Source organism: Pedobacter borealis DSM 19626, from assembly GCF_000708285.2.
Lineage (GTDB): Bacteria > Bacteroidota > Bacteroidia > Sphingobacteriales > Sphingobacteriaceae > Pedobacter > Pedobacter borealis.
Genome location: NZ_JAUG01000009.1, coordinates 35,739 through 48,375, shown reverse-complemented (window position 1 = coordinate 48,375; position 12,637 = coordinate 35,739). Strand labels below are relative to the sequence as shown.

The following is a 12,637-nucleotide window of genomic DNA, read 5'->3' as shown; positions in this document are numbered from 1 at the left end:
CCTGGAGCGCAGTGCAATGGAGAGATCTATTCAAAACGGTCGTCTTTCCAGCGCAGGCCTATCGTGTGGACACATCTTTTTTAATCTAGATTTGTTTCTAGTTCCTTTGCCTAAGGCGATCGTCATGCTGAATTTATTTCAGCATCTTTCCTGCTATTAACTGCCTTGATTCCTTAAGAAAACACAAATGTCATTTTTTTTCGCTCTTTGCCGCGGGGCATGGTACTTTGGCGCTCCAAAGTACCCAAAGCGCTTTGTCAATCCAGCAAGGCGGCTCAGCACAATCCAAGCACATCAAAAAAACAGCGGCACTTCGTTTTGTGTTCAATTTTCGTAACATTTTGAAGCAGCGTTTATGAACACAAAACCACTGCGTTTAAGGTTTGGTAGTGCTATTTTTTCTTTTGTGCAACTGTTTTTTTGATTTCTCCGCCACTTGGGATTGACGGCGATCTTCTGTAAAACCTTTGCTTTATTAAAATTGGTTAGCAAAACGCATAAAAACCCAAACTAAAAGATGTGTCCACACGATAGGCGCAGGCGGGAATCTTAATGCAACCTGCGACCCTACTACGGCATTACGATTCCCAATCAAGTTGGGAATGACGATTCCTCTATACCTGCCGCCATCACTTTTTGGTTCGGGAAGACAATCGCTGGTAATAAATGTTCGCATTAACCTATCATTCATAACTACCGATTTTGATTCTTCAATGGCGTCAACAGGTATTCCAATCCATTCACCCGTATCTCGAACATCGTAGCCATTAAATCGCCCAATTTCCCTTTTGGGAAACCTTTATCCTTATACCAAAGCAAATAACTTTCGGGGATATTGCAGATCAGGTAACCTTTGTATTTTCCGTAAGGCATTTGCATTTTCACTAAATCGAGCAATAAGGTTGGGTCTAACATTTATAATATAAAATCTAAATAATTTTCTTTGTTAATTACAGAAAAGGTGGCCTGAGGATAGTTTTTAGCAAAAAAACCAGGTATCTTCTTCTTTTGGTTTCCCCATTTGAAATCGGCAGCTAAAATTTCTCCGTTATTAATTTCAATAAGGTCTATTTCCTGCTGGTCATAAGTTCTCCAAAAGTAGTGACTGGCATTTTGCTGTTCGTACTCCATTTTTTTGATGCGCTCACTAAAACAGTAATTTTCCCATAAAATACCCTGATCATTACGTAAGGCTAATAACCTGAAATCATTAACGATTGCATTCCGGATCCCATTGTCGTAAAAATACCATTTGGATGATTTTGTAACCTCTTTCCTTAAATTGTTACTATATCCACCAACTTTATAGATGATGAAAACCTTTGAAAGCAAATCGAGATAACGGTCTACCGTGTTTTTACTGATACCCAAGGTGCGCGAAATTTCATCAATTGAAACTTCCGAACCTACCTGGTAGGCGATAAGTTTTAGTAACTCCAGTAATTTTGCGCTATTTTGGATGTTCTCATACATCAAAATGTCTTTTAATAGATATGATTTAACTAATTCAGTCAAATATTGCGCTTTATCTGCCAATGAGCTCAAATGAAACAACTCCGGATAAGAGCCGAAAATTAATCTTTCTTCAAGATTTTGGGTGGTTTGCAAAGCATTTTCCTGTTCATCCAATTCAACCTGTGCTATAGGATAAAGATAATAGGTTAAACTTCTTCCCGTTAGTGGCTCTCCTGTTTGGTTCGAAAGATCAAAAGTAGACGATCCGCTTGCTATTATTGTCAGTTCTTTGAAAGTATCAATAAGTAACTTTAATATTTTTCCGATTTCAGGGATAACCTGTGCTTCGTCAATAATGAGTAGTTTGGCATTTCCCAATACTCTTTTGTAATTGGCCGCAGTTCGTGTTGATAATAGTATCTGTACATCCTGATCTTCTCCATTTAAAGAGAGATAATCGATATTGGTATCTTTGACGATATTTTCTACCAGCCAGGTTTTCCCTACCCTCCTAGTACCAAAAATTAGGATTACTTTATTCTTCCCAATCTTGTTGAGGATAATTGGCTGTAAAGATCTAATAATTTGACTTTCCATTTAGTCAAATATAAGAAAAAACGTTAATTCAGTCAATAGACTGACTCAATTAACGTTAATTCAGTCAACGAACTGACTGAATTAACGTTTTTTAATCGATAAGTTCTAAAGTTTCAATTGCTTCTTCAACAGTACTTATGTTATCAAAAGCAATTCTTAAGGTATTTTTTACCTCTTTTAAATTGCACATACGTGGATGGTTTTGTGCAAAAGTTAAAATCTTGGTAAAGGTATTCGAATCGAAATAAGCCGATTGTTTATCGCTTAAGAAATATCCGCGCAAACTATTTTTCTTGAAACTAATTTTCTCGAAACCCAATCTCTTGCCCAGCCATTGCAAGCGCACCACACTCAGCATGGTTTTCACCTGTGGCGGGACCGGACCGAAACGGTCGGCCAAATGTTTTTCAAAAATGGCTAATTCCGCTTCGTTATCGAGTTTAGAAAGCTCGGTATATAAATTGTAACGCTCGGTAATATTGGTAATGTATGCGTCAGGAATATATAATTCCAAGTCGGTATCTACCTGCGTAAAGCCTACAAACGGACGGGCAGGTTCATTTTCGAACAGACCTTTAAACTCAGCTTCTTTTAATTCCTGAATAGCTTCATCCAATATCTTGTGGTACATCTCAAACCCGATTTCGGCAATAAAACCACTTTGTTCGGCGCCCAATAAATTTCCACTTCCCCGGATATCCAAATCGCGCATGGCCACGTTAAAGCCGCTTCCCAAGTCAGAAAACTCTTCAATGGCACTTAAACGCTTCCGGGCTTCAGAAGTTAAAGTAGATAATGGCGGTGAAAGTAAATAACAGAAAGCTTTTTTGTTGCTCCTACCTACCCGGCCACGCATCTGGTGGAGATCGCTCAAGCCAAACATGTGCGCATGGTTAATAATGATGGTATTGGCATTCGGAATATCTAAACCTGCTTCTATAATCGTGGTAGCCACCAGAACATCTTTTTCACCATTAATGAAATCGAGCATTACATCTTCGAGTTGATCGCCATCTAACTGCCCGTGCGCAATACCGATCCTCGCTTTTGGAACCAGTTTCTGAATCAATCCACCTAACTGCATCAGATCATTTACGCGGTTATGGATAAAGAAAACCTGTCCGCCGCGGTCTAACTCGAACTGAACGGCCTCTTGAATCAGTTTATCATTAAAAACATGCAATTCGGTGTTAACCGGTTGCCGGTTTGGTGGTGGCGTACTGATGATGGATAAATCCCTTGCGCCCATTAAAGAAAAATGCAGCGTTCTCGGGATCGGAGTCGCCGTAAGCGTTAAAGTATCAACATTTACCCTTACGGCTTTTAACCTTTCTTTTGCAGTAACGCCAAATTTCTGCTCTTCATCAATAATCATGATGCCGAGATCCTTAAACTTTACATCCTTGCTCAGCAAACGGTGTGTACCGATCAAAATATCAACTTTACCTGCTGCGGCCTCGGCCAATGTGTCCTTAATCTGTTTACTGGTTTTAAAACGGTTAATATAATCAACCGTAACCGGGAAATCTTTTAAACGCGACGAAAAGGTTTTAAAATGCTGTAAGGCCAAAATGGTTGTAGGCACCAGGATCGCCGCCTGTTTACCTTCTGCTACTGCTTTAAATGCAGCACGTACGGCAATCTCTGTTTTTCCGAAGCCAACATCACCACACACTAAACGGTCCATTGGATGTGGTGATTCCATATCCTTTTTCACGTCTTGGGTAGCCTTTAACTGATCGGGGGTGTCCTCGTAAATAAAAGAAGCCTCCAGTTCAGTTTGTAAATAGCTATCTGGCGAAAATGCCGTTCCAGCCTGGGTTTTGCGCAAAGCATAAAGCTTGATCAAATCCCGGGCGATATCTTTAACTTTTTTTTTAGTAGTTTTTTTTAGCTTATCCCATGCATCGGTACCCAGCTTATTCATCTTGGGTACTCCGCTCTCTTTGCCACTGTATTTGGCAATGCGGTTTAACGAGTTGATGTTTACATAAAGCAGATCGTTATCCGCATAGATTAAACGGATCATTTCCTGTGTTTTGCCATTTACCTCAACCTTTTCAAGCCCGGCGTATTTGCCGATCCCATGATCAATATGGGTAACATAATCGCCTGATTTTAGTTCTCGAAGATCTTTTAGAGTAATGGCCTGGCTTTTCTGATAGCCTTTTTTAAGCTTGTATTTATAGTAACGATCAAAAATCTGGTGATCGGTATAAAATGCCGTCTGGATCTGTGGATCTATAAAACCCTCGCGCAGCATGCTGTTAATTGGCGTAAACTTGGCCGTTTTATCAATATCCTCTAAAATGGCATATAACCGCTCGATCTGTTTTGGCGAGTCGGTAAAAATAAAATTAACAATGCCGGCTTTTTCATTTTCCTTAAGGTTGTGAATGAGTAGATTGAAATCTTTATTGAATGAGGGTTGTGGCTTGGTTTCAAACTCAAAACGGTTATCCGTTTTATAAAAAAACTGCTTTCCAAATTCTATCAAAGGAAAATCCTGAAGATGATCGCCTAATAACTTTTCGTCAGTAAAGGCGAACTTCGGATCAATCCATTCGGGGTTTTGGATTTTATCTGCTGCTGGCAATGCTTTCCACAGTTCAACAGCCTTTTTAAAGCCTGCTTTAACAATATCGAGGGTAAATTCTACATCTTTAAACCAGAGATGTGTGTCCTGATCGATATAATCGAGGATGCTGATATTGCTTTCGGTCAAAAATTTTGCCTGAACGTTTGGCACAATGGTTAACGATTTGACATCTTCGACCGACAATTGACTTTCAATTTCAAAACTCCTGATACTTTCTACCTCATCGCCAAAAAACTCAATGCGGTAAGGCAAATCAGATGAAAAAGAGAATATATCTACAATACCGCCACGGATAGAAAATTGGCCTGGTTCGTAAACAAAATCTCTTCTGTCGAAATCATAATCAATTAAAAATTCGTTGATAAAATCAATGCCCAATTTGGCGCCTAAACTAATTTCTAAAGTGTTTTTTTCTAAGGCTGAGCGGTCAATAACCTTTTCGGCGATGGCTTCGGGATAAGAAACCACAATTTTTCCGTATTCAGAGTCGTGATTCAGTTCGTTCAAAACCTCTGCACGGGCCAAAACGTTGGCTGTATCTACCTGTGTAAAATCAAATGATTTACGGTAAGAGGAAGGGAACAATAAAACCTGTTTATCCAAAACGCTTTCCAGGTCAGACTGAAAATAAGCAGCTTCTTCTCTATCTGGTAAAACGAATAGTATAGGTTTATGTAATATAAAGTAAGAAGACAGGGCAACAATAGCATCTGCCGAACCCACCAATCCCTTTAATTGTATCTTTGGGTTTTTGCTGCTGTTCAACGCTTTGGTAAATTGAGTTACCCTATCGTCGGTTTTGTATCTGTTTATTAAATCGCGAATGTTCAAGGCACAAAAATAAGCTTATCTTTTAATATTAACCTGCAATTTGTGTAAAGGTTTTTTTAACTATTTTTGGCCGGGTTAGGGTGTTGAAAAACAAAAAGCAAAATAAATAAGATCTATTGTTAGATTCCATTACTCGTTTTGTCGAAATATATCCCCCATTCGTCGATTAGAGGCAGATTGATGTAACAAAGGTGGTGTTATAACCTCTAAATTATATAAAAAGTGAAACAATGAAGTACATTAAAAGCTTTCCACTAGAACTTTTTTTCTGGGTAGCAGCTTTAGTATTACTGGCAACAACGAATGGCCACGAGCATCACTTCACACTTTGTCCGCTAGCCAATTTAGGTTTTGAGGATTGGTGTCCGGGATGTGGTATAGGCAGGTCGATCAGTCATATTTTACATGGTGAGTTTACCGAAAGCTTTTCTGAACACTGGTTTGGGTTTCCGGCACTTTTGATTATAGTTTATAGAATTTACACATTGATAAAAAATAAAAAAACGTTTAAAATTTCAACCACAAATACATAGCAACCATGGATATATTTCAATCACCTCTAATGTCGTTACCAGGTATAACGCCAGAAGAATTCTCATACTTACAACAAGCTACCACCGGATTAACTGAACAACAATTGCGTAACTTCTTAATGGTTTACAGCAGCAAAAGGAAAAATCCATCAGATATGCTAATTTTCTGTTTAATTGGTTTATTTGCTGTCCCAGGATTGCAAAGGTTTATCATCGGACAGATCGGAATGGGTATTTTATACCTCTTAACGGCAGGTTTATGTTTTATCGGATCGATCATCGATGTCGTAAACCACAAAACCCTAGCTTTTGAACATAACCAGAAAATGGTTTTCGAAAGCTTGCAGATGGTAAGAATGGGCGGTTTTCAGTAAACAACCTTTTAAATTATAATTTTAACATTCTTTGAGTCAAATAGATAGTCCGTCTCGGTTTTACATCGAGACGGACTTATTGTTTCTATCGAGTAAGCTGTCATGCTGAGGCACGAAGCATCTCTTTCATAGCTTGAAGATGCTTCGTGCCTCAGCATGACAAAAATTGAAAACAAAACCTCAAATTTTCTATATTTATCAAATGAAATTAGCTGAAATTACCAATTATTTAGAAAGCATAGCGCCACTTAATTATCAGGAAGATTACGATAACTCTGGTCTTATTGTAGGCGATCCAAATATGGAAATCCATGGTGCTTTGGTGGCTTTAGATTGTGTAGAAAAGATTGTAGACGAGGCGATTTCAACAGGTTGCAACCTGATTATTACCCATCACCCAATTGTTTTTAAAGGTTTAAAAAAACTTAACGGTAAAAATTATGTGGAACGGGTAGTGCTTAAGGCAATCAAAAATAATATAGCACTTTATGCCATCCATACCAATTTGGATAGTATCCATACTGGTGTAAACGCTCGAATTTGTGAACGCTTAGGTTTAACAGGAACCAAAGTACTTTCACCTAAAACAGGTCTATTGAAAAAACTGGTTACCTATTGCCCGCAGGCACAGGCAGAGCAATTGCGATCGGCATTATTTTATGCGGGTGCAGGCAATATTGGGAACTATAGCGAATGCAGTTTTAATGCTGATGGTTTTGGCACATTTAAAGGCAACGAAGATGCTGATCCTTTTGTAGGTGAGAGGGGCGTTCGCCACCGTGAGGCCGAAGTGCGGATTGAAATGGTTTACCCTACACAAGCCGAACGCAAAATTCTGGTTGCTTTGTTCGAAAATCACCCTTACGAAGAAGTGGCTTACGATATTTACAAACTCGAAAATAAACACCAATTGGTGGGTTCGGGTATGGTAGGTTGGTTGGAATATGATATGGATGCCTACGATTTTCTGCACTTGGTAAAAGATAGAATGCAGGCTAAAGTGGTTAGGCATACCGGGGTAATTGGTAAAAGGATCAAAAAAGTGGCGGTTTGTGGCGGCTCGGGAAGCTTCCTGTTAAAAGAAGCCATTGCTGCCGGAGCAGATGCTTTTATTACCGCAGATTTTAAATATCACGAGTTTTTTGATGCAGAAGAAAAATTGATCATTGCCGACATCGGACACTTTGAAACTGAACAATTTACCTCAAATTTATTGCTTGAAATTATTCAGAAAAAATTTACTAACTTTGCAATCCGTTTAACGGAGCAAAATACAAACCCCATAAATTACTTGTTTTAATGGAACAAACCGTAGAACAAAAGCTAAAAGCTTTATACGAATTACAAAATATCCACACAAAAATTGATAAGATCCGCCAGGTACGTGGTGAATTACCAATGGAAGTTGCCGATCTTGAGGATGACGTTTTAGGATTAGAAACTAGAATTGCAAAAATCAAAGGCGAACTTGATGATCTTGAGGATTCAATCGTAACCCGTAAAAATACAATTAAAGATGCGCAAGCTGCCATCAAAAGATACGATACTCAATTAAAAGAAGTTAAAAACAACCGTGAATACGATGCTTTAACGAAAGAAATTGAGATTCAAGGTTTAGATATTCAGGTTTCTGAAAAGAAAATTAAAGAGCATGGTTTCGAAATCACTTCTAAAACTGAAATCTACGAAGCTGCTAAAGCCGAGTTAGATGGCAGAAAGAAAGATTTAGAAGTTAAAAAAGGCGAGCTTGATGTAATTACTGCTGAAACTGAAAAAGAAGAGCAAGATTTACAAAAGAAAGCTGATAAAGCCGAGCCTCAAATTGACGAGCGTTTATTGGTTGCCTACAAACGTTTACGCAAAAATGCTGTAAATGGTTTAGCCGTGGTAACAATCGATCGCGATTCTTGCTCAGGTTGTTTTAACCAGATTCCACCTCAACGTCAGTTAGATATCCGTCAACGTAAAAAAATTATCGTTTGTGAACACTGCGGCCGTATTTTGGTTGATGAAGCTTTAACTCACGAAGTGGCAGAAGCTTAATTCGCATCATAAAATTATTAGAACGTCCCGATTTAATCGGGACGTTCTTTGTTTAGACCTATTTTCTGGCGTTTACACAAAACAAGAGTTGCTATTTTGCGTTAAGGTTAGTATTATTAACTCAAGTTCGATTAATATTTTTTATTGGTCGTATCGTCCTGCTGAATTTATTTCAGCATCTTTCATGTAATAAAGGCCCTGAAATAAATTCAGGGTGACGATCGCCTTAATCTAAATTTCATTGAACCTGCGTTATTAGATTAATTTATAGCCTTATTATACTTCAGGTAAAATTTAGAACACAATTTAATGTTTAAAAGATTCCGTTTTTTTTCTGCGCTCTTTCTGTTGGCTTCACCCCTTACTTTATTTGCAAATTTCGATTTTAACAGCAACTGCTTAAATGCCTATAAAAGTATATTCGAACTTAAGTTAGGCAATGCAAGGGCTTATATCTCTACTGAAAAAAAGCAGCACCCCAATAATTCCATTATTCCGCTTTTAGAAAACTATGTAGATTATTTTACGGTTTTAACTTCTGAGAGCAAAGCTGATTTTGATCGCTTAAAAGGCAATAAATCTGCAAGGTTAGATCAGATAAGTGATGATGATAAAAGTTCGCCGTACTACCTGTATGCGCAGGCAGAAATTAATTTGCAGTGGGCGCTGATCCGCGGGCGTTTTGGTGAATATTTTAATGCTGCAATGGAGGTTAAAAAGGCTAACAGCCTTTTGCAGGAGAACAATAAGAAGTTCCCAAACTTTCACCTTAACCTTAAAGGTTTGGGTTTGATTAACGCGGTTTTGGGCAATCTTCCGGATGGGGCATTAAAAACGGCATTATCTACCTTTGGAGTCAAAGGAAACCTCCAGAATGGATTGAATATGTTCGAAAAACTGGCCGATAATCTACCGAAATCTTCCTACGAGCCTTTTTACGAAGAAGTGGTGTTTTATTATGCCTATGTATTAACAGATGTGGCGCATAGCCCACAGGCCTATGCAAAAACCATAAAATATACCGAACGGATTGCTGATACCAGTTTATTAAAAAGTTATTTGCAGAGTTATGTATGCATCAAAAACGGGCATAGTGAAGAAGCTATCGCCATTTTGGCCAAACGACCTGAAGGAGGGGTTTATCAACCTTTTCCCTATTTGGATTACCTGGAAGGCATTGCACATCTAAATAAACTAGATCTTAATTCAGGAACCTATTTTAACCGCTTTTTGCAGGCAACCAAGGGCGTAAATTTTGTGAAGGACGCTTACCTTCATTTGGGCTGGATCTCTCTTCTGAAGGGAGATAAAGCGGCTTACGCGGCGTTTGCAGCCAAGGCAGTTAAAAACGGATATACTTATATGGAAAAAGACAAACAGGCGAAAGCCGAAGCTGCTTCAGGAACGCCAACAATTGATCTGTTAAAAGCCCGGTTACTGTTTGATGGTGGTTATTTGAACAGGGCCTTACAGATTCTTGATGATAAGAAAGTAACGGATTACACCAACGATAAAGACAAAACAGAACTGAATTATCGTTTGGGTAGAATTTATGATGATTTAGGAAAAGACGATCAAGCATTAACAGCTTATCAGGAGACAATTAATGAAGGCAAAAACCTAAAATATTATTTTGCTGCCAACGCTGCAGTGCAGATGGGTAAGGTTTACGAAAGACAGAAAAATAATGCGAAAGCGAAAGAGGCTTTCAATACAGCCATTGCCATGAAAAATCATGAATTTGAAAGCAGTATTGAAAGCCAGGCCAGGGCTGGATTAAAACGGTTAGCGAATTAGAAGCGGTGTATAAATGCATTAATGTGCATCCCTGCTCCTACTGAAGCAAAAATAGCTACATCGCCAGGTTTAACTTTATAACCTTTAACTTCGCCTTTTAATACCAGGTCTAATAAGGTTGGTATGGTGGCAACTGAACTGTTTCCTAACCATGAAATCGTCATCGGGACTAAGTTTTCTGGCACTGTATCTTTGCCATAAAGCTTAAATAAACGCTTCATGATGGCCGTATCCATTTTCCCGTTGGCCTGGTGAACAAATACGATATTTACATCTTCAACACTTAAGCCTGCTTTATCAATAGCCTTTTTAATCACCTGAGGCACCTGAACTACCGCAAACTCGTACAGCTTACGCCCATTCATTTTTAAATAGAGGTTTCCATTGGTTTCATCAGGATGAGCGCTCTTGCCCATGGTTAATAAATTGCCATGGTTTACGGCATGCGTTTCTGTTTTATGTGCTAGTATTCCTCTTTTTTCTTCTGATTGTTCAGCCTCGAAAATTACAGCGCCTGCACCATCCGAAAAGATCATGCTATCACGGTCGTGCGGATCGATAATGCGGCTCAAGGTTTCTGCACCAATAACCATAACACGTTTCGCATCTCCGCTTTTAATATAATAATCTGCCTGTATTGCACCTTGAACCCATCCCGGACAACCAAAAATGATGTCGTAGGCAACACAGTCTGGATTTTGAATGCCTAACTGTTGTTTTACCTTTGAAGCTAAAGAAGGCAAAATATCTATGCGGTTGCTACCTAAAGGGATATCGCCAAAATTATGACAGAATATAATATAGTCTAGAGTTTCTTTATCAATTCCTGCATTTTCAATGGCTTTTTCTGCAGCCTTTGCACCAATATGATTGCTTAACTGCTCGGGGCAGGCGTAGCGTCTTTCTACGATTTCCGTTATCTCAGAGAATTTATCAATGATCTCCGAATTCTCTTTCTCCAATAGATTCCCATTCTCAAAAAACGTAGAATTTAGGAATTCACTACCAGAAATAATATTCTGTGGGATATAACTTCCAGTACCGGTTATTACCGTATTTATTGCTTTGCTCATAATTATAATACCGCATACTAAAACGGTATGTAGTATAAAAATATCAATTATATTCGAGAAACGAAAATAAATTAAATATTAGCAGCGCTTATTTTCAAGTACGAATTTTAATAATCCTGCTTTTCCGGTCACGTTTAGCTTCTGCGGCCTATTTACCTATTTTTTCATAAGTATAGTATATAAGTCGTGTACTAAATATACCCAGTAAAGGGTATATAAATCGTTTAGTTGATCGGTTATTTTTACAACAAATTAAACGAAATAAAATGAAAAGTTTCTTGACCATTGTTTTGCTCCTGTTTATGGTACAGGTGGTAAATGCACAATCACATGTTTCGAAGAGTGAATATGCCCGTTATAACTGCAGATTTGCACCTAAAGGCTGGAATAATGCTGAGGGAAAGCTGATGTGCCCTGCATGTGACAAAGAAAATGAGGATGCCCGCAAAAAGAAGATTGCGGATGATAAAGCTGCTTCCGCTGCACATAATTTAAAAAATGAAAAACTTAAAGCAGAAAATGCAATTGCCTTTAAAAAGAAACAGGCAGAATACGCAGCTAAGAATAAAGTAACTGAAGTGCATGTTAGCATGGGCAAAACACCTGTAACCGATAGTAAAAAACCAGAGCCACCTGTAAAGAAAGGACCAGTTAAATTGGGCAAAGATATACAGCTCTATGCTGGTTGGGGAATGGGAATGTTTACCCACAATGGCCGGACTAATTGTTTTTTAAACGAGAATAAAGATACTGTGCTAAAGAGTAACGATTATTTAGAGGCTTATGCTGTAATGGGCGAAAACAAAAATAATTTTCCAAAGAACATTGGAATCGTACTTTTAAAGGAAACCAATAAAATATCAAACGGAAGAGAACTAAATGTTGCCGATATAGTAGACATTAAAGGAAAAAGATATTTCAACGATAACACCATTAGTACCATTTTTCACCTGGCTGATGATTATTTTGTGGTATGTAAAAGCCCAACCCTTCCAGAATGGCGCTCTTATGGAAATAATTATACCGGTTACGAAAATGTTGAAATTTACAATCTCAAAACCAAGAAAAGTATAAAACTGGATAAAGATGCTGGCCGCTTTGTAAGCATATCCATTTATGTTGGTGGCAGAAAAATGCCTGGTGAACCTGATCTTATCCCCTTTCTTTCACGTGTATATATCAATTATGACGAAGATGTATATTGCCTTAATGCGAATAGGGAAATGGTGGTTAAGAAAATACTAAAAGCAGATAGGTAACAACGTCCAACAGTCAATCATTATTGGGCAATTTAAGTGTGCAGTACAGAAACTATGATTATGGCAGTAGCAAAGT

Annotated in this window: 10 protein-coding genes; 6 read left to right on the top strand and 4 right to left on the bottom strand. The window is 38.3% G+C overall.

Annotated elements, in window-relative coordinates; genetic code table 11:
• Window positions 1-693: 693 nt before the first annotated feature.
• The 3 genes from AW17_RS04450 to mfd all read right to left on the bottom strand — a co-directional run bounded on the left by AW17_RS04450 (window position 694) and on the right by mfd (window position 5,482).
• Complete coding sequence (locus AW17_RS04450) at window positions 694-915, bottom strand: DUF3820 family protein (protein WP_029274918.1); 222 nt, start codon at window positions 913-915, stop codon at window positions 694-696.
• Complete coding sequence (locus tag AW17_RS04445; protein WP_029274917.1) at window positions 916-2,052, bottom strand: ATP-binding protein; 1,137 nt, start codon at window positions 2,050-2,052, stop codon at window positions 916-918.
• A gap of 91 nt (window positions 2,053-2,143) precedes the next feature.
• Window positions 2,144-5,482 (bottom strand): transcription-repair coupling factor, encoded by a 3,339-nt coding sequence (mfd, locus tag AW17_RS04440; RefSeq protein ID WP_029274916.1) that lies wholly within the window; start codon window positions 5,480-5,482, stop codon window positions 2,144-2,146.
• Between the two features lie 230 nt (window positions 5,483-5,712).
• On the opposite strand from mfd, the gene AW17_RS04435 reads away from it, so the two are divergent.
• From AW17_RS04435 to AW17_RS04415, 5 genes are all read left to right on the top strand, one after another.
• A complete protein-coding gene (locus AW17_RS04435; RefSeq protein WP_029274915.1) occupies window positions 5,713-6,015 on the top strand; it encodes a DUF2752 domain-containing protein in 303 nt (100 codons plus the stop codon).
• Between the two features lie 5 nt (window positions 6,016-6,020).
• Window positions 6,021-6,389 carry a TM2 domain-containing protein gene (locus AW17_RS04430; RefSeq protein WP_029274914.1) on the top strand — a complete coding sequence of 123 codons (369 nt, stop codon included), beginning with the start codon at window positions 6,021-6,023 and terminating at the stop codon, window positions 6,387-6,389.
• Between the two features lie 202 nt (window positions 6,390-6,591).
• Entirely contained in the window at window positions 6,592-7,689 is a 1,098-nt protein-coding gene (locus AW17_RS04425) for a Nif3-like dinuclear metal center hexameric protein (RefSeq protein WP_029274913.1), read from the top strand.
• Window positions 7,689-8,432, top strand: coding sequence for a zinc ribbon domain-containing protein (locus AW17_RS04420; protein WP_029274912.1), 744 nt, complete (start codon window positions 7,689-7,691; stop codon window positions 8,430-8,432). Before AW17_RS04425 ends, AW17_RS04420 begins: the two co-directional genes overlap by 1 nt.
• Window positions 8,433-8,741: 309 nt before the next feature.
• Entirely contained in the window at window positions 8,742-10,229 is a 1,488-nt protein-coding gene (locus AW17_RS04415) for a tetratricopeptide repeat protein (protein ID WP_029274911.1), read from the top strand.
• Here the strand turns inward: AW17_RS04415 and AW17_RS04410 are convergent.
• On the bottom strand, window positions 10,226-11,302 hold the full coding sequence (locus AW17_RS04410; protein ID WP_029274910.1) for a 3-oxoacyl-ACP synthase III family protein: 1,077 nt from the start codon (window positions 11,300-11,302) through the stop codon (window positions 10,226-10,228). The two genes, AW17_RS04415 and AW17_RS04410, sit on opposite strands and share 4 nt — an antisense overlap.
• Before the next feature lie 266 nt (window positions 11,303-11,568).
• On the opposite strand from AW17_RS04410, the gene AW17_RS04405 reads away from it, so the two are divergent.
• The gene (locus AW17_RS04405) at window positions 11,569-12,561 is read left to right on the top strand and encodes a hypothetical protein (RefSeq protein WP_029274909.1); all 993 of its coding nucleotides are present in this window, start codon (window positions 11,569-11,571) and stop codon (window positions 12,559-12,561) included.
• Window positions 12,562-12,637 lie beyond the last annotated feature (76 nt).

Bases quoted from the DNA above. Each gene is read 5' to 3' on its own strand.
- AW17_RS04450 (WP_029274918.1), bottom strand. From the start codon at position 915: ATGTTAGACCCAACCTTATTGCTCGATTTAGTGAAAATGCAAATGCCT.
- AW17_RS04445 (WP_029274917.1), bottom strand. From the start codon at position 2,052: ATGGAAAGTCAAATTATTAGATCTTTACAGCCAATTATCCTCAACAAG.
- AW17_RS04435 (WP_029274915.1), top strand. From the start codon at position 5,713: ATGAAGTACATTAAAAGCTTTCCACTAGAACTTTTTTTCTGGGTAGCA.
- AW17_RS04430 (WP_029274914.1), top strand. From the start codon at position 6,021: ATGGATATATTTCAATCACCTCTAATGTCGTTACCAGGTATAACGCCA.
- AW17_RS04425 (WP_029274913.1), top strand. From the start codon at position 6,592: ATGAAATTAGCTGAAATTACCAATTATTTAGAAAGCATAGCGCCACTT.
- AW17_RS04420 (WP_029274912.1), top strand. From the start codon at position 7,689: ATGGAACAAACCGTAGAACAAAAGCTAAAAGCTTTATACGAATTACAA.
- AW17_RS04415 (WP_029274911.1), top strand. From the start codon at position 8,742: ATGTTTAAAAGATTCCGTTTTTTTTCTGCGCTCTTTCTGTTGGCTTCA.
- AW17_RS04410 (WP_029274910.1), bottom strand. From the start codon at position 11,302: ATGAGCAAAGCAATAAATACGGTAATAACCGGTACTGGAAGTTATATC.
- AW17_RS04405 (WP_029274909.1), top strand. From the start codon at position 11,569: ATGAAAAGTTTCTTGACCATTGTTTTGCTCCTGTTTATGGTACAGGTG.